Annotated in this window: 18 protein-coding genes; 8 read left to right on the forward strand and 10 right to left on the reverse strand. The window is 65.9% G+C overall.

Features of this window, described 5'->3' with window-relative positions:
- Positions 1–8 precede the first annotated feature (8 nt).
- Genes ACEN9O_RS20200 through ACEN9O_RS20215 form a run of 4 tightly spaced genes read left to right on the forward strand, consistent with a single transcriptional unit; the run spans position 9 to position 5,741 of the window.
- On the forward strand, positions 9–1,154 hold the full coding sequence (locus ACEN9O_RS20200; RefSeq protein WP_495613602.1) for an efflux RND transporter periplasmic adaptor subunit: 1,146 nt from the start codon (positions 9–11) through the stop codon (positions 1,152–1,154).
- A gap of 13 nt (positions 1,155–1,167) precedes the next feature.
- Positions 1,168–4,248 (forward strand): efflux RND transporter permease subunit, encoded by a 3,081-nt coding sequence (locus tag ACEN9O_RS20205; protein WP_495613603.1) that lies wholly within the window; start codon positions 1,168–1,170, stop codon positions 4,246–4,248.
- Positions 4,249–4,259: 11 nt separating this feature from the next.
- Positions 4,260–5,306, forward strand: coding sequence for a GGDEF domain-containing protein (locus ACEN9O_RS20210; protein WP_495613604.1), 1,047 nt, complete (start codon positions 4,260–4,262; stop codon positions 5,304–5,306).
- Positions 5,307–5,330: 24 nt separating this feature from the next.
- Positions 5,331–5,741 (forward strand): hypothetical protein, encoded by a 411-nt coding sequence (locus ACEN9O_RS20215; RefSeq protein WP_495613605.1) that lies wholly within the window; start codon positions 5,331–5,333, stop codon positions 5,739–5,741.
- A gap of 4 nt (positions 5,742–5,745) precedes the next feature.
- Here the strand turns inward: ACEN9O_RS20215 and ACEN9O_RS20220 are convergent, their stop codons facing one another.
- The 8 genes from ACEN9O_RS20220 to ACEN9O_RS20255 all read right to left on the reverse strand — a co-directional run bounded on the left by ACEN9O_RS20220 (position 5,746) and on the right by ACEN9O_RS20255 (position 15,176).
- Positions 5,746–6,321 carry an NnrU family protein gene (locus ACEN9O_RS20220; RefSeq protein ID WP_495618507.1) on the reverse strand — a complete coding sequence of 192 codons (576 nt, stop codon included), beginning with the start codon at positions 6,319–6,321 and terminating at the stop codon, positions 5,746–5,748.
- A 114-nt stretch (positions 6,322–6,435) separates the two neighbouring features.
- Entirely contained in the window at positions 6,436–7,824 is a 1,389-nt protein-coding gene (locus ACEN9O_RS20225; RefSeq protein ID WP_495613606.1) for a serine hydrolase domain-containing protein, read from the reverse strand.
- On the reverse strand, positions 7,825–10,227 hold the full coding sequence (locus ACEN9O_RS20230; protein WP_495613607.1) for a TonB-dependent receptor: 2,403 nt from the start codon (positions 10,225–10,227) through the stop codon (positions 7,825–7,827).
- A gap of 113 nt (positions 10,228–10,340) precedes the next feature.
- Positions 10,341–10,862, reverse strand: coding sequence for a rhombosortase (gene rrtA, locus ACEN9O_RS20235; protein WP_495613608.1), 522 nt, complete (start codon positions 10,860–10,862; stop codon positions 10,341–10,343).
- Complete coding sequence (gene rhlP, locus ACEN9O_RS20240; protein ID WP_495613609.1) at positions 10,855–11,685, reverse strand: rhombotarget lipoprotein; 831 nt, start codon at positions 11,683–11,685, stop codon at positions 10,855–10,857. Before rhlP ends, rrtA begins: the two co-directional genes overlap by 8 nt.
- Positions 11,686–11,802: 117 nt before the next feature.
- On the reverse strand, positions 11,803–13,959 hold the full coding sequence (locus ACEN9O_RS20245; RefSeq protein WP_495613610.1) for a TonB-dependent receptor: 2,157 nt from the start codon (positions 13,957–13,959) through the stop codon (positions 11,803–11,805).
- Between the two features lie 136 nt (positions 13,960–14,095).
- Positions 14,096–14,365, reverse strand: coding sequence for a hypothetical protein (locus ACEN9O_RS20250; protein ID WP_495613611.1), 270 nt, complete (start codon positions 14,363–14,365; stop codon positions 14,096–14,098).
- A gap of 118 nt (positions 14,366–14,483) precedes the next feature.
- Positions 14,484–15,176: a response regulator transcription factor gene (locus ACEN9O_RS20255; protein WP_495613612.1), complete on the reverse strand. Its 693-nt coding sequence runs from the start codon at positions 15,174–15,176 to the stop codon at positions 14,484–14,486.
- A 238-nt stretch (positions 15,177–15,414) separates the two neighbouring features.
- Between ACEN9O_RS20255 and ACEN9O_RS20260 the strand changes: the two genes are divergently transcribed.
- From ACEN9O_RS20260 to ACEN9O_RS20275, 4 genes are read left to right on the forward strand one after another with little or no spacing between them, the layout of a single operon-like run.
- Positions 15,415–15,684 (forward strand): DUF1427 family protein, encoded by a 270-nt coding sequence (locus ACEN9O_RS20260; RefSeq protein WP_495613613.1) that lies wholly within the window; start codon positions 15,415–15,417, stop codon positions 15,682–15,684.
- Positions 15,684–17,594 carry an amidohydrolase gene (locus tag ACEN9O_RS20265; RefSeq protein ID WP_495613614.1) on the forward strand — a complete coding sequence of 637 codons (1,911 nt, stop codon included), beginning with the start codon at positions 15,684–15,686 and terminating at the stop codon, positions 17,592–17,594. Before ACEN9O_RS20260 ends, ACEN9O_RS20265 begins: the two co-directional genes overlap by 1 nt.
- Complete coding sequence (locus ACEN9O_RS20270; protein WP_495613615.1) at positions 17,591–18,007, forward strand: DoxX family protein; 417 nt, start codon at positions 17,591–17,593, stop codon at positions 18,005–18,007. The genes ACEN9O_RS20265 and ACEN9O_RS20270 overlap by 4 nt, the downstream gene beginning before the upstream one ends.
- Complete coding sequence (locus ACEN9O_RS20275; protein ID WP_495613616.1) at positions 18,007–18,663, forward strand: YoaK family protein; 657 nt, start codon at positions 18,007–18,009, stop codon at positions 18,661–18,663. The genes ACEN9O_RS20270 and ACEN9O_RS20275 overlap by 1 nt, the downstream gene beginning before the upstream one ends.
- On the opposite strand, the gene ACEN9O_RS20280 is transcribed toward ACEN9O_RS20275, so the two are convergent.
- Both ACEN9O_RS20280 and ACEN9O_RS20285 read right to left on the reverse strand, forming a co-directional pair.
- On the reverse strand, positions 18,660–19,298 hold the full coding sequence (locus ACEN9O_RS20280; protein ID WP_495613617.1) for a response regulator: 639 nt from the start codon (positions 19,296–19,298) through the stop codon (positions 18,660–18,662). The two genes, ACEN9O_RS20275 and ACEN9O_RS20280, sit on opposite strands and share 4 nt — an antisense overlap.
- 10 nt (positions 19,299–19,308) lie before the next feature.
- Positions 19,309–20,262: an MBL fold metallo-hydrolase gene (locus tag ACEN9O_RS20285; RefSeq protein ID WP_495613618.1), complete on the reverse strand. Its 954-nt coding sequence runs from the start codon at positions 20,260–20,262 to the stop codon at positions 19,309–19,311.
- Between the last annotated feature and the right edge of the window lie 2 nt (positions 20,263–20,264).

A 20,264-nucleotide genomic window follows, 5' to 3' on the forward strand; every position in this document is an offset into this window, starting at 1 on the left:
AACGATTCATGACCAAGCGTATGTTCATCATGATAGGCGGCGTCCTTTTACTGATCGTCGTGCTGGCGTTCGGCAAATATTTGCAGATTAAGAAGCTGATCGCCAGCTCGCCCAAGCCGACCGCGCAGGTCGTCACCGCGATCAAGGCCACCGTTTCGGAATGGCAGCCGCAGCTGACCTCGGTTGGCACGCTGGTGCCGGTGCGCGGCGTTGACGTCACCTCCGAGATCGCCGGCCTGGTGCGCCAGGTGCACTTCAAGTCGGGCGACGAGGTCAAGGCCGGCCAGGTGCTGTTCGAGATGAACGCCGATGCGGACATCGCGCAACTGCGCGCGCTGCAGGCGGCGGCCGACCTGTCGGCCACCGTGCTCAAGCGCGACAAGCTGCAGTTCGCCGCCCAGGCCATCAGCCAGGCCCAGCTGGACAACGACGAGGCCGACCTGAAGAGCCGCAAGGCGCTGGCCGCGCAGCAGCAGGCCGTGGTCGACAAGAAGACCATCCGCGCGCCGTTCGCCGGCAAGCTGGGCATCACCGCCGTCAATCCCGGCCAGTACCTCAACCCCGGCGACAAGCTGGTCACGCTGCAAACCATCGATACCGTTTATATCGATTTCTACGTGCCGCAGAAACAGCTGGCCGGCCTGTCCGTCGGCCAGAAGCTCAGCCTGAGCAGCGACGCCTGGCCGGGCGTGGGCTTCCCCGGCAAGGTCACCTCGATCAGCCCGAAGGTCGACGCCGCCACGCGCAACGTGCAGGTCGAGGCCACCGTGCCGAACGCCAAGCGCCAGCTGCTGCCGGGCATGTTCGCCAACGTCAGCCTGGACCAGGGCGAGCAGAAGAAATACCTGACCCTGCCGCAGACCGCCATCACCTACAACCCCTACGGCTCGACCGTGTTCGTGCTGGCGCCGCCGCCGGCCGACGCCAGGGAGCCGCTCAAGGATGAAAAGGGCAACGCCCACCTGGTGGCGCAGCAGGTGTTCGTCACCACCGGGCCCACGCGCGGCGACCAGGTCGCCATCCTGACCGGCCTCAAGGAAGGCCAGACCGTGGTCACCAGCGGCCAGCTCAAGCTCAAGAACGGCACGCCGGCCGTGATCGACAACAAGGTGCAGCCGGCCAACAGCCCGAATCCGACGCCGCAGGAACACTAAGGAAGGCCGCGCCATGAATTTCACCGACATCTTCATCAAGCGGCCGGTGCTGGCCAGCGTGGTCAGCCTGCTGATCGTCGTGCTGGGCCTGCGCTCGCTGTTCAGCCTGCCGATCAACCAGTATCCGAAGACGCAGAACGCGGTGGTCACCATTTCCACCACCTACTACGGCGCCGACGCCGCCACCGTGGCCGGCTTCATCACGCAGCCGCTGGAATCGGCCATCGCGCAGGCGCAGGGCATCGACTATCTGTCGTCCTCGTCCAACAGCGGCGTGTCGGTGATCACCGCCACCCTGCGGCTGAACTACGATTCCAACCGCGCGCTGACCGAGATCACCACCCAGGTCAACTCGGTGCGCAACCAGCTGCCGCAGCAGGCGCAGCAGCCGGTGCTGACGGTGCAGACCGGCCAGACCACCGACGCCATGTACATGGGCTTCTACAGCGACACGCTGCCGACCAACAACGTCACCGACTTCCTGGCGCGCGTGGTCAAGCCCAAGCTGGACTCGATCCAGGGCGTGCAGACCGCCGAGCTGCTGGGTGCGCGCCAGTTCGCGCTGCGCGCCTGGCTGGACGCCGGCAAGATGGCGGCGCACGGCGTCACCGCGACCGACGTCAGCGCCGCGCTGGCGCAGAACAACTACCTGACCGGCCTGGGCGCCACCAAGGGCCAGATGGTGACCGTGCCGCTGACCGCCGGCACCGACCTGCACACGGTCGACGAGTTCAAGGCGCTGGCCGTCAAGCAGGTGGGCGGCGCCATCGTCCACCTGGAGGACATCGCCACCGTCACGCTGGGTTCGGAGAACTATGACTTCAACGTCGCCTTCAGCGGCGTGCGCTCGGTGTTCATCGGCATCAAGGTGGCGCCGGAAGCCAACATCCTGGATGTGGCCAAGCGCGTGCGCGAGGCCTTCCCGCCGATCAGGGAGCAGCTGCCGAACGGCCTGACCGGCGAGATCGTCTACGACTCGACCGAGTTCATCAACACTTCCATCGACGAGGTGGTCAAGACCCTGGTCGAAGCGCTGATCATCGTCACCATCGTGATCTACCTGTTCCTGGGCAGCTTCCGCGCGGTGATCGTGCCGGTGATCGCGATGCCGCTGTCGCTGGTCGGCACCTTCTTCGTGATGCTGATGCTGGGCTACTCGATCAACCTGCTGACGCTGCTGGCCATCGTGCTGGCCATCGGCCTGGTGGTGGACGACGCCATCATCGTGGTGGAGAACGTCGACCGCCACATGAAGGAGGGCATCAAGCCGTTCGACGCCGCCATCATCGCCGCGCGCGAGCTGGGCAGCCCGATCCTGGCGATGACCGTGGTGCTGATCGCGGTGTACGTGCCGATCGGCTTCCAGGGCGGCCTGACCGGCGCGCTGTTTACCGAGTTCGCCTTCACCCTGGCCGGCGCGGTGGCGGTGTCGGGCATCGTCGCGCTGACCCTGTCGCCGATGATGTGCGGCCACTTCTTCGACCCCAAGCAGGATGAAGGGCGTTTCGTCAAGGCCATCGACAAGGTGTTCGAGAAGGTCCACAGCGGCTACCTGCGCTTGCTGCACAGCCTGCTCAACACCTGGCCGGTGCTGATCGTCATGGGCCTGATCCTGAGCCTGCTGCTGGGCGTGATGTTCAAGATGTCGCAGTCCGAGCTGGCGCCGGAAGAGGACCAGGGCATCGTGCTGTCGCAGGTGGTCGGCGCGCCGACCGCCACCTCGGACCAGATGCAGGCCTACGCCAAGCAGATCTTCGACATCGCCCACTCGCTGCCCGAGTACGAGCAGATGTTCCAGATCACCGGCGTGCCGACCACCAACTCCGGCATCGGCGGCGTGCTGTTCAAGTCGTGGGACAAGCGTTCGCGCTCGGCGCACGAGATCCAGCAGGACCTGCAGGAAAAGTGGAGCCATGTGGCCGGTGGCCGCGTGGCGGCGTTCCAGTTCCCGCCGCTGCCGGGCAGCTCCGGCTTGCCGGTGCAGTTCGTCATCACCACCACCGAGCCGTTCGAGAACCTCAACACGGTGGCGCAGGCGGTGCTGGACAAGGCGCGCAAGGACAACAAGTTCTACTTCGCCGACGTCGACCTGAAGATCGATGCGCCGCAGGCGCGCGTCGAGGTGGACCGCGACAAGCTGGCCACGCTGGGCCTGACGCAGCAGGACTTCGGCAACGCCATGGGCGCGGCGCTGGGCGGCGGCTACGTCAACTACTTCTCGATCTCCGGCCGCTCGTACAAGGTGATCCCGCAGGTGCAGCAGGTCGACCGCCTGAATCCGGCCGACGTGCTGGACTTCTACATCAAGACCCCAAGCGGCGCCATGATCCCGGCCAGCACCGTGGCCAGCATCAAGTACAGCGTGCAGCCGGAATCGGTGACCCGCTTCCAGCAGCTGAACTCGGCGACCATCGCCGGCGTGACCGGCGCCTCGCAGGGCGAGATCCTGGAATACCTGCGCAACACCGTCAAGGAAGTGGCGCCGTCGGGCTACACGGTCGACTACTCCGGCGGCTCGCGCCAGTACATGAGCGAATCGGGCGGCTTCGTGGTGACGATGGCGTTCGCCGTCATCATCGTGTTCCTGGCGCTGGCCGCGCAGTTCGAGAGCTTCCGCGATCCGATCGTGATTTTGTTCTCGGTGCCGATGGCGCTGTTCGGCGCGATGACCTTCATCTTCCTCGGCTTCGCCTCGATCAACATCTACACCCAGGTCGGGCTGGTGACGCTGATGGGGCTCATTTCCAAGCACGGCATCCTGATCGTGGAGGTGGCCAACCACCTGCGCACCGCCGGCAAGAGCAAGCGCGAGGCGATCGAGGAGGCCGCCGCCACCCGCCTGCGTCCCATCCTGATGACGACCGCGGCGATGGTGTTCGGCGTGGTGCCGCTGGTGGTCGCATCCGGCGCCGGCGCGGCCGGCCGTCACGCGATGGGGCTGGTGATCTTCACCGGCCTGTCGATCGGCACCCTGTTCACCCTGTTCGTGGTGCCGGCCATGTATATGTTCCTGTCCGGCCAGCACAAGGCCGATCCGCAGGCCGCGGCGCACGGCGGCGCCGCGCCGGCGCACGCCGCCGGGCAGCCGACCTGAAGCCGGCGAACATGAGCGCGGCGGACAAGGGGGCGGCGCGCCGCTTCGGCTGGCTGTCCGGGCAGCGCAAGCGCAGCATGGAAGAAGTGATTCTGATGTGGCTGTGCGCGCTGGCCGTCCCCAGCATCCTGCCATTCGGGATCTACCGCCTGACGCAGCACCAGTGGATCTCGGCGACCATCGACATGGCGCTGGTGCTGGCCATGCTGGCGGTGATCGTGCATGTGTGGCGCACCGGCCGCCATCGCGTGGCCAGCATCTGCGTCACGCTGTTTTATTCGGCCGGCATGCTGGCGACGGTGTACCTGCGCGGCGTGGCGCTGATCTACTGGGTGTACCCGACCATGATCGCCTGCTACTTCCTGCTGCGGCCCGGCGTGGCTGTGGCGATCAACAGCGCCTCGCTGGCGGCGCTGGTGGTGATCCTGCTGTCGCAGCTGGCGGTGCTGAACCTGCTGACCATCGTCGTCACCATCGGCCTGGTCAATCTGTTCGCCTACATCTTTGCCCAGCGCACGGGCGAGCAGAACAAGGCGCTGCACACCGAGAACGAGCTGGACTTCCTGACCGGCGTCGGCAACCGCCGCTCGCTGGACCGCAAGCTGGCCGACCATGCGGACGAGCGCCGCCCGCACCTGGCGTCCAGCCTGCTGTTGCTGGACCTGGATCACTTCAAGCAGGTCAACGATTTGTACGGCCACGCGGCCGGCGACCAGGCGCTGATACGGCTGTGCGAGGTGATGCGCCTGCACACGCGTTCGAGCGACCGCATCTTCCGCTACGGCGGCGAGGAGTTCGCCGTGATCGCCAACGGCGCCGCGCTGGATGCGGCCAGCCGGCTGGCCGAAACCCTGCGGGCCGCCGTGGCCGCGGCCTGCCTGGTCGACGGCCATCCATTGACGATCTCGATCGGTGTGGCGTTTATGGACAAGCGCCGCACGCCGGCCGATTGGCTGATGCAGGCTGATAAAATGCTGTATGCGGCCAAGCAGGGCGGCCGCAACGCCGTCCGCGTGGCCGCCGGCGAGCCGCCGTCGGACCATGCCCAGGGTGCGTAGCGGATACAGGAAAGTGGAGACTTGATGAGGAAAATTTTAGCCGCAGGCTGGCTGGCGCTGATGCCCGTGGCCGCGTGGTCGATGCCGGAGGTGGCGCCGCCGGCGCCGGTCAGGGCACCGCCCGAACCGCTGGCGCGCGACCTGAGCCAGCCGCCGGTCCTGTCCGACGAATTGATACACAAGGTGGTGCGCGAGATCATCGCCGAAGATCCGCGTCCGGCCGACACGGCGAACCGCGCGGCCGGCGTGTTCGGCACGACCTCGCCCACCGCGCATGACAGGATGACGGCCGCCTTCGAGCAGGCCAAGGTGCCCGACTGCCTGCACGGCGACGCGCTCAAGCTTCAACCCGCCCAGATCGGCCCCATCGCCGTGGTAGGGCCGTTCTCGCTGCCGTGGGTGATCGCTGCGGTGATGCGGGGCAAATGCAATTGAGGATTCAGAACGGCTTCACGCCGATCAGCATCAGGTGCAGCCAGTGGGCGAACACCACCGCAACGCCAAAGCCCACCACCACCGTGACGGCCGTCGCTACGCCCTTGCCGGGCGGGTAGACGGTGCCGGCGGCGGCGTCGCGCCGGCGGGCGGTGCGGAACAGCAGCACCGACCACACCAGGAAGCTGCCGAACAGGATGATGTCATGTAGCGTGCCGTTGGCCAGCAGGTGGGCCAGCGCCCAGACCTTGACGGCCAGTGTCATCGGATGATGCAGGCGCGCCTTGATGCCGTTGCGTGGCACATAGGCCGCCGCCAGCAGGATAAAGGACAGCACCATCAGCGGCGCCGCGATATGCGCCATGAACCGCGGCGGCGACCACACCACCACCGGCTGCTGGCGCGCCAGGCTGTAGCCCCATATCAGCAAGCCGAAGCCGGCCAGCGACACCAGCGAATACAGTCCCTTCCAGCCGTTCTCGCCCAAGCGGGCGCGCATGGCGGTGCGCCAGTCGCCGGCGAAGATGCGGACCGAATGCAGTCCGAGGAAAATCAGCAAGCCCAGTATCAGTAGCGCCATCATCAGGTCCTTGGAATTGGTTGAACTGCGCTGACGATACACCGGCTGGCGGTGGCATGCAACGTCAGCGCAGGCGGCCCTCGGGATGAATGACGTCGCCGTCACCGGCCATCATCATTCCAGCGCCTTGAGCACGGCGCCCAGCAGCGCCTGCGGTTGATAGTTGTAGCGATCCGGCGTCAGGCCCAGCCGCACCAGCACCAGCTGCTTCGACGGCACGATGGCGATGGCCTGGCCGTCATGGCCCTCCAGCCAGTAGGTGTCGGCGGGGAGCTTGAACGGCGGGTCCGGATACTGGTTTTCCGGTGTGGCGCCGTTTGGCCCCCAGCGCCATACCTGTCCCTGCCCATACTGGCCGCCGGACGCCGGCGCCACCTGCTGCATGCCGGCCACGAAGCCTTCCGGCAGCAGGCGCTTGCCTTGCCAGATACCGTCCTGCAGCAGGAACTGGCCGAAGCGCGCCCAATCCTGCGTGCTCGCATACATATAGCTGGAGCCGACCAGATTGCCGCGCGCGTCCGCCTCCATCACGGCGCTGCTCATGCCCAGCTGCTCGAACAGGCGCGAATGCGGCAACGACAGCACGGCCGCCGATGTCGGCGCGGCGTTGGCGCCCGCCACCGCGCGCTGCCAGATCCGCGACAGCAGCAGCGTGGTGCCGCTGGAGTAGTTCCATGCGCTGCCCGGCTTCTGGACCAGCGGCTGGCCGGCGGCGTAGGCCGCCATGTCCGGCTCCAGGTACAGCATGCGCGTGACGTCCGAGACGTCGCCATAACCTTCGTTGAACTGCAGGCCGCTGCTCATCGCCATCAGCTGCGCCAGCGTGATCGCCGCGCGCGGATCGCCGGCGTGCGGCCAGAAGCCGCTTTGCTGCGGCGTCAGTTTGCCATCGGCGATCTGGATGCCGACCAGCGCCGCGCTGACGGTCTTGGTCATCGACCAGCCCAGCAGCGGCGTGCCAGCGTTGAAGCCGGCGCCGTAGCGCTGCGCCACCAGCCGGCCCCGATGGATCACCGCCATGCCGCGCATGCCCGGACCGGCCAGCGCATCCTGCGCCAGCAAGGCCTGTACCGCCGTTATGGTTTCCGGCCGCGAGCCGGTCGGCCACGGCACGTTGGCGGACGGCGCCCAGATCTTCAACGGCGAGAACTGGTACTGTGCGGCTTGGGCGACGTCGCCATCCGGCACCACGGCGCAGCCGGTGCCGGGACGGTACACGGCCAGGCCTTTGCCGATAAAGCCCAGCAAATCGGCGCGCACCAGTTTGCGCTCCTGGTCGACACGCACTTTCAGCAGCTTGAGGAGGGGATGGCCAGGCGCCTGCACGTCGTCGGCCAGTACGGCCTGCGCGTCGCGGCCGGCGATGAACACGTTCGAGCACACCATCTTGGCGCCGTAGCTGGCGCCCACGCGCAGCAGTTCCGGCGGATGCAGCATCAGCACCAGCACGGCGCCGCCCAGTACCAGGGCTGCCGCCGCGGCGACCTTGAATATCCTCGCCATCTACAAGCTGGCCCGGAACTCCACCGCGATCATGCGCGGCGGCGTGAGGTAGGCATAGGGCGCGCCGTATTGCTCCGTTTGTCCGCCAAGGCTGGTGATGTAGCGCTGGTCGAACACGTTGTTGACCAGCAGGGCCACGCCATAGCGCGAAGTAGGGCTGTCCCAGCCCAGGCGCAGGTCGAACTTGCTGGTGGCGCTGCCGGTCTTCAACTGCGCGGTGGTCAGGCACTGCAGCTTGGCGGTGTCGCTGTTGCAGCGCTGCGCGGTCGAATGCGTGCCCTGGAAATTCAGGTTGCCGCGGCCGCCCAGCGTCTCCCAGTTGAGGTTCACGCCGGCCATCGCCGTCAGGCGCGGCGTGCCCACCGGCTGGCCGCCCAGGTCCAGCGTGACATTGCCGGCGGCATCGAGGCGCTGGTAGCGGGTGTAGGTCTGGTCGATATATTCCATGCCGCCGAAGACCGTCACGCGCGGCGTGATGCGCATGCGGCCATCCAGGTCGAGGCCATACGCCTTCTGGTCGCTGGACACCACGTTATAGGTCGGCACCGTGCCCACGCTGTACAGCTGGATGTCCTGCAGGTTCTTGAACTTGTAGGCGAACAGCGAGGCGTTGACGGTGGCGCGCAGTTCGGGCAGCGCCGTCTTCACGCCGGCTTCGAAGTTGGTCATCTTTTCCGGCGCGAAGCTGGGATCCTTGCCGGCGCTGGCCGGCGCGGCGGGATTGGGCGGCGTGAAGATGTTGAAGCCGCCCGCCTGGTAGCCGCGCGCCAGGGAGGTGAACAGCAGCGTGTCCTTGTTCAGCTTATGGTCCAGCACCAGGCGCGGGCTCCAGTCGGTCCAGTCCTTCTCGCGCGTGACGGGCGACGACGCCAGCTGCGCCGCGGTGCTGAAGATCACATTGGACGGGAAGGCCGACGCATCCAGCCCCGCCAGCGGGCCATAGCTGTTGAGGAAGTCGTCCAACTGCGGCGACACCCGGCCCGGCACGTACCACGTCATTTGCTTTTTGTCCTGCGTGTAGCGCAGGCCGGCGGTGACGTTGGTGGACGGCGTCAGGTGCCAGATGGCGTCGCCGTAGATCGAGGCCGACCTGGTCTTGACGTCGCTGTAGTGCGTTTCGTCCCAGCTGAACACCGTGTCCGCGCCGACGCCCGGCAAGCCCGCCGCGCCCAGGCCGCCGAACAGCATGGCGAAATTCGGCTGGCCGCCGGCGAACTGGCTCAGGGTGTCCAGCGTGCCGGTGGTGACGAAGGCGCCGGCGTCCTGATGCTCGTTGTTGTGGTAGAAGCTCAGGCCCGCGATCCAGTCCAGCTTATCGATTTTGCCGGACAGCTTGAACTCCTGCTGGAAGCTGTGGGCGCGCTTGGCGTCCAGCGTGGTCAGGTACAGGTCGGGACGGGCGCTGCCGTCATTGTCGGTCACGTTGTGGGTGGCGAAGCGGCGGTAGGCGGTGGTGGAACTGAAGGTCATGCCGGCCAGCGGCGTTTCGAAGCGCAGCGTGGCGCCGTCGAACTTGCGACCTTCGCTGCCCTGGTCGTCGTTCTGCAGCGGCACATTGAAAGGATTGATGAAGTTGGCGGTGTAGGCCGCATCGTAGACGCCGGTGTAGCCGCCCAGCGGCAGGCGCGGATCCTTGACGACGCCGAAGGCCGGGCGTCCGTACTGCTCCATGTTCTCGTGCTCCCACGCGAACACCAGCTTGGCGGCGTCGAAGTCCTTGCGCAGCGTGATGCGGGTGGCCCAGTCCTTGTCGTCGCCGGATTTCTTGCCGGTGGCGGTGTTGTCGACCCAGCCCTCGCTGCCCGAGCGTACCGCCACCACGCGCGCGGCGAAGCTGTCGCTGATCGGGAGGTTCATCATCACGTCGGCATTGGCGCGGCCGTATTTGCCCAGCTTGACATGACCGGCGGCGTCGAGCTCCTTGCCCGGTTCATTGGCGGTGATGGCGATGGCGCCTGCCGCGCTGTTACGGCCGAACAGTGTGCCTTGCGGGCCCTTGATCACTTCGATGCGCTGGACGTCGATGAAGTTCATCAGCGCGCCGCCGGTCTTGCCGGTGTAGACGCCGTCGACATAGATGCCGACCGGCGAATCGGTGGCGATGCCGAAGTCGCCCGTCTGCACACCGCGTATGCCGAAGCCGGGCTGCGTCGGCTCGTTCGCGTCCACCACCAGGCCGGGAACGTAGCCGTTCAAGTCGCCCAGGTCCTTGGCTCCGATGGCGTCGAGGTCCTTGGCGGTCAGCACCTGGATGGTCATCGGCACATCCTGCACGAACTGCTTGCGGGACTGCGCGGTGACCACCACCGAGGGGATGTCGTCGGCGGCCCACGCGGGGGGCACGAAAAAGGAAAAGGCTGCGGCAAGGCTGGCGGAAATTACGGTGCGGGCAGGGATGCTCATGTCGTCCTCCGTGGGTGCTGGCTGGATTATGCCTACATCCATGCCAGATACACAAGAATTAACGACAATGTTGAGGCATGTGAAACACAAGCGCATCAGATTCACATCGATAGTTAATCCGGTTGCAGCCGGGGCTTCCAGGCCGTGAGCGCGACGGCGCCGGCGACGACGCCCAGCAGGTGCGCCTGCCACGCGATCACTACGTCTGCCGGCAGATTGGACCAGCCATGCGCGGTGCCGGCGGCTTCGGCGCAGATCTTGGCCAGCAGCGTGGCGGCCATCAGCAGCAGCGTGGCGCGCACGGAGCGGGTGGCGCGCGGCCACAATGCGCCGCCGGCCACCACGACCAGCATGGCGGCGATGCCGGATGCGCCGCGGTAGTAAAGGCAGTCCGGTGCGGCCATCAACAAGCCCAATGAAATGAACGGCGCGCCCAGCCCAAGCACGACAAGCAGGCGGCGCACGCCGGTGGCCGGCGATGCGCTCAGGTGCACCACGATCACGGCGGCGGCAAGCACCACGGCGAAGTCGATCAGCGCGTGCCGCGGCGAGTAGTGGACCAGGTGCCCGGTCCACAGGCGCCACAGCTGGCCGGCCAGCAGGGCGTGGCGGTCGTACTCCAGTATCTCAGGCACGGCGCCGCAGTCGCCAGGCCAGCACCGCCAGCAGCGCGACCAGCGCGAGGCCCAACCAGTCCATGGCGCCGCCGCCCTTGTAGCCGGCTTTGTTCTCGACCTGGTAGTTGGCGTCGTGCTTGATGCGTTCGCGGAAGCCGTCCAGTTCCGCCTGCAGGTTGGGGATCAACTGGTCGACAGCGGCGTTATAACCCTCGGTCTGCGCGGCGCGCGATTTTTCGCTGAAACCGGCCCAGCTGGCGCTGCCCTTGACCTGGCTGGTGCCCGGCGCGCGGAACAGCAGCTTGTGGCTGTGGACGTCGAACACCGAAGCGTCCAGCATGGTCTGTATGTCGTATTGGTCGCCGTGGATCACGTAGGCGCCGATGATGGTCCAGTACAGCAGCGACAGCGCATTGGTGTCGTTGAATTGTACCTGGTCGTAGGAGAGCAGGGCCACCACCTCGACGTCGAACATGCGCGCCACTTGCTCAAGATTGGTAAAGCCGCCCTTGGCGCGCATGTACTGACTCGGAATGATCTCGATCTTGCCGATGTAGGGATGCCTGGAGAAGGAGTCGCGCACGCGCTCCAGCAGTTTCATGCGCATGGCTTCCGAGGTACCGTTGCCCCATCCCGCGCCGGGGACGAAGGCGATGCCGACGCGCACAGGCGGACGCAATCGCGTCACCGTGGGCGTCATCGCCGGCGCTTCCCTGGCGTCCGGGTACAGGTAATCGACGACGCTGCCGGCCTGCTTGGCGCTGCGGCTGTAGCTCATGGAGGCGCAGCTGGACAGCAAGGCCGCCAGCAGCGCGATGATCAGGATATTCAGGATACGCATAGGGATTCTCCGGTGGTTGTGGATTATGCGTTCCCGAATCTCCTGTGTGAAAGCGCGGCGGGCCGAGTAGCAGCGGATGCTACATGCGGTATCGTCGCAATGCACTCCTCATTAAAATCAGAACTCGACCGAAATTCCTGCGTAAAGCGTGCGGCGAGCACCGTATTGCGGCGCGCCCACGCCTACGCCGGAACCGTCGCGCAGCAGATAGGTCTTGTCGAAGGCGTTGACCAGCGCCAGGCGGCCTTCGACGTTACCGACGGCTGTATTCTTCCAGTTGTGCGTCAGGGACAGGTTGACGGTGGTGTAGTGCGGCAGCGTGCCGGAGTTCGGCGCGGCGCCGTCCGGCGTCATGCGCAGGCCGCTGCCATACAGGAAATCGCCGCTCAGCTGCGTCGCGCCCCAGTGGTAGTGGGCGCCGCCCGATACCGTGTAGGTCTGGTCATGGTCGACGTAGATGTAGTGGTTGGCGATGTAGGCCAGTTCGTCCGGCCCGAACAGCGACTGGCCGGAGACGATGTTCTGGCCCTTGGCCTGCTGCGTCGTCACGTTGAGGAAGCCGCCCCAGTTGGCGTGGTTGTAGACGGCCGACAGCTCCAGGCCCTTGGCGTAGCCGCGATCGTAGTTGAACGGCGACAGTATCAGCGCCTGGCCGAACTGGCCCTCATCCAGCATGTTACGGATTTTTTTGTAGTAGGCGTCGGCCGTCACGGTCAGCTGTTCATTGACTTGGTGGCTCACGCCGATGTCGTAGTAGTTGGTGCGTTCGGCCTTGACGTTGTCCGACACCGCCACTTGCGGCGCATTGGTGGTGCCGGCGTATTTGTCGATGCTCGATTGCGCCGCCAGCTCCTGCGGCGGTGGCGTGAAGTAGCGCGAGTAGCCGGCGTGCAGCGCCGTGCCCTTTGCGACCTGGTAGGCCAGGTTGACGCGCGGGCTCCATTGCTGCTCGTCGATGAAGGCCGATACCTTGTCGAAGCGCAGGCCGTAGTTCAGCGTCAGCGGTGCGGCGATATGCCATTCGTCCTGCAGGTAGAAGCTGGACAGCCTGCCGGTCTTGCCGCTGTTGTCGATGATGGTGCGCGGATCGGTGCCGGCCTGCGCGCCGCTGTCGTCGGTGTCGAACACAGCGACGGCGTTGTCGCTGTGGGTGGCCTGGCGCGAATAGGCCAGGCCGGCGCGCATGGTGTGGCTGTCGTTCAGTTTATAGCTGGCGTCGAACTGCGCGCCGCTGGAGGAGTTGGAACGCAGCGTGTTGGAGGCCACGCCGTTGTAGATCAAATCGCCCAGCGCGTCCGGCGTGTAGTGCAGTTCCGAATATTGATGGAAGGCCGACACCTGGTAATTCAGGTCGCCCATGCTCTTTTGCAGCGACAGCACCAGGAAGCGGTTCACTTCGCGCTGGCGTTCGTCGAGCTGGGATGATGGCAGCTTGCTGGTGCCTGCGCCGGCGTCGCTCTGGCCGGTGAGCGAGAAGCCCGGCGCCTGGTCGGGATTGTTCGGAATCTGGAAGCGGCCGTTGTAGGTGCCGAACATCAGGCCCAATCGGGTTTGCTCGTCCAGGAACCAGGAGAGGGCGCCGAAGGATTTGCTTTGCCTGGTGCGGTTGTGCAGCGCGCTGCGGGTCGGCAGCGGGTTCTCGATGCCCAGCGCGTTCGACAGGTAGCTGCCGGACAGGTAGTAGTTAAAGGCGCCCTGCGTTCCGAAGAATTCCGCGCTCGGCTCGACGTAGTCGTTACCGCCCACCAGAACGCCGACGCGGCCGCCCGATTTGACCGTGCCTTCCTTGGTCTGGATGTCGACGATGCCCGACGTGCGCAGGCCGAATTGCGCCGGCAGCGCGCCGGTGATGAAGTCGGTCTGCTGGACGAAGCGGGTGTCGATCGACTGGCCGAAGCCGGTGATACTCTCCGGCAGCTGCACGCCGTTGACGCGGTACTGCACGTTGGCGTGGTCGTCACGCACGTGGATGGAGCCGGAGCCTTTCGAATCCTGGCTCACGCCCGGAAGGCGCAGCAGCACTTCGTTGAACGGTGTGTTGTCGCCGCGGCCCAGCTGCTCGATCATGTGGCGGTCGATGGAATAGATGGTGGTGCCGACGTTCGGCGACAGGTCGATGCGTGCGCTCTTCAAGTGGGCGGCTGTCACTTCCACCTGCTGCAGCGGGGCGCCGTCGGCGCTGGCGGCGGCATCGTCGGCGGCGCTGGCGTGGTGGGCGTAGAAGGCGGCGGCCAGCAGCAGTGGAAGGGTGCGGAGTTGTGGCGTGCGTTGCATAGTAAATCCTTGAATGTTCAGGCGTGGCTAGCCTCCGGCCTGCGCGATCGTGTCGGGCAGGCGCGCGGCTACGCGCACGGGGCGCAAAATGGCGACCGTGTAAGGCGTGACGAAAAATCGCGACGGAAAAAGCGAATCAGAAGGAGAGCGTGGCAACGCCGGGCGGCGCGTGCGAGGGCGGGGTGAGGAAGTCGATCCGGCGGGCCCGGATGAAACGCTGCGGGACGAGGGCGGGCAGGCTGACCAGCATCGCCACCGGCACCACCGCCAATGCCGGCGGCGGAACACCGGCCGGCATGTGCGCGACTACGCAGGCTGCGCAATCGTTTTTGGTGTCGGTGTAGGCGTGCTTGTGCGAGCTCGCCCCGATCAGTTGCAGCGACAGGAACACCAGCACGAACAACATCAGGACGCGCTGGATGCGCGTCGTGCGATGTGAAGTGCCTACGGAGAGTGTATGTGCGTGCATGCCCCGATTTTACAGGGCTTCTGCGAACTTCGCCAATGACAATCTCGTAACGGAGTCAATGCTGGCCGATGGCGCCGTCGCCTACCAGGCCGCGCCGGGTCGCCAGCACCACGGCGTGGGTGCGGGCGGTGGCGCCCAGTTTGTCGAACAGGCCCTTGACGTGCGTCTTGACGGTGCCGACGCCGATGCCCAGTTCGCGCGCGATGGACTTGTTGCACTGGCCTTGCGCCAGCAGCTGCAGCACGTCCGTCTCGCGGTTGGTCAGGCCGATGCGCGTGAAGCTGTCGGCCACGCAGCGGCTCAGGTCCGCGCTCAGATAGCGCAGGCCGCGGTTCAGCGTGCGCACCGCTGCCGGCAATTGGTCGGCGGCGCAGTTTTGCAGCAGGTAGCCGTGGACGCCGGCCATCATCGCCGTGCGCACTTCCCATTCGCGGTCCATCTGCGTGACGATCAGCACGCGCGCTTGCGCCTCGCTGTGCTGCGGCGCGTTGGCCCGTTGGCGCATGTGTTCCAGCGCGCCCTTGTGGTCTAGGATGATCACGTCCGCCGGCGCCGGCGATGCTCCGTCGCGCGTGAGCTGGATGTCGCTCTCGGCGCCGAGCAGCGCGGCCAGGCCGGCGTTTACGATGGCGTCGCTGTGTGCGATCAGTACGCGTATCTTGCTATCGTGGTTGGCGAGGGGGCCGGCAGCCGCCGCGCCATTTCCGCCGATTGCGGTGTGTGGCCAGTTCCTGGTATCCAGTCGCATCTCAATTCTCCCAAAATATACACATTAAATTCGTTTGCTGTCCTGGGGCAGAAGATTAAACTGGTTGAACGGTTTTGCCACGACCCGATGCAGGGGGTGTAGCCTACCTAGAAAGGGTTATTGAGGGGTGCCTATCCCAAAAGGACGAGTAAATGAGGGTCATTACCGGTGATGGCAAAGGCGTTCAGGCCTTCTACACTGTGGCCATGAAGTTTCACCCCTGATCTGAGGAATTCCCATGTCCAAAATGTATATCGTGTCCCTGGCCGTTGGCCTGCTGGTTGGATTAATCTATGGCTTCCTGAACGTGCGCTCGCCGGCGCCGCCGGTGATTGCACTGGTCGGCCTGCTGGGCATCCTGCTCGGCGAACAGCTGCCGCCGCTGCTGCGCCAGTTGTGGGAACCGGCGGCCAAGCAGGTTTCGTGGATCGAGGACCACGTCAAGCCGCATTGCTTCGGCCAACTGCCATCCGCGCAAAAGAACGACGAAACCAAAGGGAACGCATAATGAACCCAGACCTGATCCTGCACCGCGGCCTGTTCACCACGCTGGACCGCAGCAATCCGCACGCCGAGGCGGTGGCCATCAAGGATGGCCGCTTCACGCACGTGGGCCGCGCCAATGAGATCATGGCGCTGGCCGGTCCGCAAACCAAGGTCATCGACCTGCAAGGCAAGCGCGTGCTGCCCGGCCTGATCGACAACCATTGCCACATCATCCGCGGCGGCCTGAATTTCAACCTGGAGCTGCGCTGGGACGGCGTACGCAGCCTGGCCGACGCGATGGGCATGCTGAAGGCGCAGGTGGCGATCACGCCGGCGCCGCAGTGGGTGCGCGTGGTGGGCGGCTTCACCGAGCATCAATTCGCCGAGAAGCGCCTGCCGACCATCGAGGAGCTGAACGCGGTGGCGCCGGATACGCCGGTGTTCATCCTGCACATGTACGACCGCGCGCTGCTCAACGGCGCCGCCTTGCGCGCCGTCGGCTACACCAAGGACACGCCTGAACCGCACGGCGGCCAGATCCTGCGCGACGGCGCCGGCAATCCCACCGGCCTGCTGCTGGCCAAGCCGAATGCGGCCATCCTGTACCAGACGCTGTCCAAGGGCCCCAAGCTGCCGCTGGAATACCAGGTCAACTCGACCCGCCATTACATGCGCGAGCTCAATCGCCTCGGCGTGACCGGTGCCATCGACGCCGGCGGCGGCTTCCAGAATTATCCAGAGGATTACCAGGTGATCCAGCAACTGTCGGACGCCAAGCAGCTGACGATACGCCTGGCCTACAACCTGTTCACGCAAAAGCCCAAGCAGGAAAAGGAAGACTTCCTCAACTGGACCCAGAGCGTCAAGTACCAGCAGGGCGACGACTACTTCCGCCACAACGGCGCCGGCGAAATGCTGACCTTCTCGGCGGCCGACTTTGAGGACTTCCGCCAGCCGCGCCCGGACATGCCGGACACGATGGAGGACGACCTGGAAGGCGTGGTGCGCGTGCTGGCGCAGAACCGCTGGCCATGGCGCATGCATGCCACCTACGACGAAACCATCAGCCGCGCGCTGGACGTGTTCGAGCGCGTCAACCAGGATATCCCGCTGACGGGACTGAACTGGTTCTTCGACCATGCCGAGACCATCTCGGATCAGTCGATCGACCGCATCGCCGCGCTGGGCGGCGGCGTCGCCGTGCAGCACCGCATGGCCTTCCAGGGCGAATACTTCGTCGAACGCTACGGCCACGGCGCGGCCGAGGCCACGCCGCCGGTGAAGAAGATACTGGAAGCCGGCGTGAAGGTCTCGGCCGGCACCGACGCCACCCGCGTGGCCTCGTACAACCCGTGGGTGTCGCTGGCGTGGCTCATCACCGGCAAGACCGTGGGCGGCATGCAGCTGTACCCGCGCGCCAATTGCCTGGACCGCGAAACCGCGCTGCGCATGTGGACCGAGAACACCACCTGGTTCTCCAACGAAGTGGGCAAGAAGGGCCGCATCGAAGCGGGCCAGCTGGCCGACCTGATCGTGCCGGACAAGGACTTCTACGCCTGCGCCGAAAGCGAGATCGCCGACATGACCTCGCGCCTGACCATCGTCGGCGGTAAGATCGTCTACGCGGCCGGCGAATTCGCCAGCTATGACGAGGCGCCGCCGCCGGCCATGCCGGATTGGTCGCCGGTGCGGCGCTTCGGCGGCTATGCCGGCTGGGGCGAGCAGATCGGCAACAACCGCGCCGCCCTGAAGGAACTGGAGCAGCGCAAGCGCCAACAGCAGCAGCTGCGCCAGCAGCAGGCCGCCTGCGGTTGCGCCAACCAGTGCAACGTCCACGGCCACCAGCACGCCAGCGCGTGGGCCAGCAAGCTGCCGACGTCGGATCTGAAGAGCTTTTGGGGCGCGCTGGGCTGCGCCTGCTGGGCGGTATGATGGCGACTTCATTCAAAACCCGCTTGGCATCGCTGGGCGCCCCCTGGCTGCGCTGGATCTGCCTGCTGCTGATCTGCGCCGCCTATCTGCAAGGCGGCATCAACAAGCTGTTCGACTTCCCGTCGGCCATCGGCGAGATGCAGCACTTCGGCCTGTCGCCGGCCGGCCCGATGGCCGCGCTGGTGATCGCCGGCGAATTGGGCGCCTCGCTGATGATCCTGAGCGGCTACTACCGCTGGCTGGGCGCGGGCTACCTGGCGGCGTTCACGCTGATGGCCACCTTCGTCGCCAACCGCTTCTGGGAAATCACCGGGCCGGAACGCTTCATGGCGGCCAACGGCTTCTTTGAACACCTGGGCCTGGCCGGCGCCTTCCTGCTGGTGGCGTGGCACGACATACAAAAGGAGGCCTGATGGAGCGCGGCGATATTAAACAAAGCGTGGCGCTGGGCTTCCTGGCCGGCTACGTCGATACGCTGGGCTTTGTCGGCCTGTTCGGATTGTTCACGGCCCACGTCACCGGCAACTTCGTGCTGATCGGCCGGGCGTTGTCGCGGCCGTCGCCAGACGTCCTGCTCAAGCTGCTGGTGTTTCCGGTGTTTGTGCTGTTCGTGGCGCTGGCGCGCCTGCTGATACTGCATTGGGAACGCGCCGGCGACCGTCAGCTGCGCAACAGCTTTCTGCTCCAGGCCTTGCTGATGGCGGGCAGCGTCGTCAGCGCCTGGGTGGGCGCGCCCATCGACTTGCCCCAGGCACCGTTGACGCTGTTGACCGGCATGCTGTGCGCGGGCGCGATGGCGGTGCAGAACGCCTACGGCAAGCTGTTGTTGGGGAAGGTGGCCGCCACCACGGTCATGACCGGCAACGTGACGCAGCTGGTGATCGACCTGGTGGACACGCTGCGCGGCGACAGCGAGGCGCGCGGACGCCTGAAGAAGCTGGCCTGGCCGGTGCTGGCGTTTGCGGTGGGCTGCATCAGCGGCGCACTGGCGTTCATTCAAATCGGCTTCAGCGGCTTGATGCTGCCATGCGTGCTGCTGTTGTGGCTGGCCAGCGCGGCCAGCGACTAGATCGACATGATGCCGCGCTTGAGGGCGATCGTCACCGCATGGGTGCGATCGTTCGCGGCCAGCTTGGACAGCACGTTCTTCATGTGCGCCTTCACCGTCTCTTCGGAAATCGACAGCTGCTCGGCGATGCTCCGGTTGGAATGGCCGTTGGCGGCGTGACTCAGTACTTCCGTTTCACGCGCGCTGAGCGGTCCCTGGCCCATGTGCTGGGCCAGTTCCATGGCGATCTCCGGCGGGATGCGGCGCTGCCCCTGGTGCACGCCGCGTATCGTGTCGAGCAATTCCCTGCGCAAGGTACTCTTCAACAAAAAACCCGCGGCGCCGCCCTGCACGGCGCGCAGGATCTGCACGTCGCCCTTGTAGGTGGTGAGCATGACGATGCGCGCGCCGGGATGCGCGCGCCGTATCGCCTGCAGCGCGGTGACGCCGCACATCTCCGGCATGACGATGTCCATGATGGTCACGTCCGGCCGCAAGGCCTCGTAACGCTCGATGGCTTCGCGGCCGTTGCAGGCTTCGCCGGCCACGACCATGTCGTCCTGGCTGGCGATGGCTTCGCCCAGCCCCGTGCGCAGCAAGGGGTGGTCATCAACCACCAGCACGCTGATGGGGCGAGGGATGTCAGGCTTTTCCATGGCGCTCAGTTTAGCGCAACTGGGTGTAATTCGCTGGCACCCATTGGAAAGCCTTGCCGCTGCTGCGCAGATGGCCCAGGCCGGGGAAGGGCAGGTGGCTTGCGCCGATCAGCGTGCCGTCCTTGGCGGCTTCCGTGAAGGCTTGCTTGCGGGCGTAGGCGGCGGCCTTCGGATCGGTGTCGAAGCGGATGGTCACTTCCGGATGGTCGAACTGCACCGCGCCAGCGTGGATCAGGTCGCCCACCAGCAGCAGTTTTTTGCCTTTGCTTTCAACCATGTAGCTGATGTGGCCCGGCGTGTGGCCGTAGCTGGCTACCGCGCGGATGCCGGGCGTGATGTCGCTGCTGCCGTTGAATGGTTGCAGGTGCTGGTTGGCGACGTAGGGCGCCAGCGACGCCATCGCGCCCTGGAAGAATCCCTTGCTGTCGGCCGGCGCCTTGTCCATATTGGCCTGGCTGAGCCAGAAGTCGGTATCGTGCTTGTCCGCGCGGATGGTGGCGTTGGGGAAGGCCGCCTGGCCGTTGGCCGCAAGGCCGCCCACGTGGTCCGGGTGCATATGGGTGATCAGCACTTCGTCAACCTGTTCCGGCTGGTAGCCCGAGGCCTTCAGGTTGGCCAGCAGCTTGCCCAGCGTCGGGCCGAACAGGTTGCCGGCGCCGGTATCGATCAGCACCAGCTTGGCGCCGGTGTTGACCAGGTAGCTGTTGACCGAGGTTTCCATCGGGTTGGCCAGGAAGGAGCGGGCCAGTTCCTGGTCGGTCTTGGCCTCCGGCTGCAGCAGCAGTTTGTCGATCGGCAGGTCGACGGTACCGTCGCTGAGCGCGGTCACTTCAAAATCCCCCAGCATGATGCGGGCGAAGCCGGGCGCGTTGGTGCCGGCCAGCGGCGCGGCGGCCATGGCAGGGGCGCTGATGGCGAAGGCGAGGGCGGCGGCAAGCGGGCTGAGTGTACGGATGAGCTGCATAT

This window comes from Duganella sp. Dugasp78 (genome assembly GCF_059491455.1).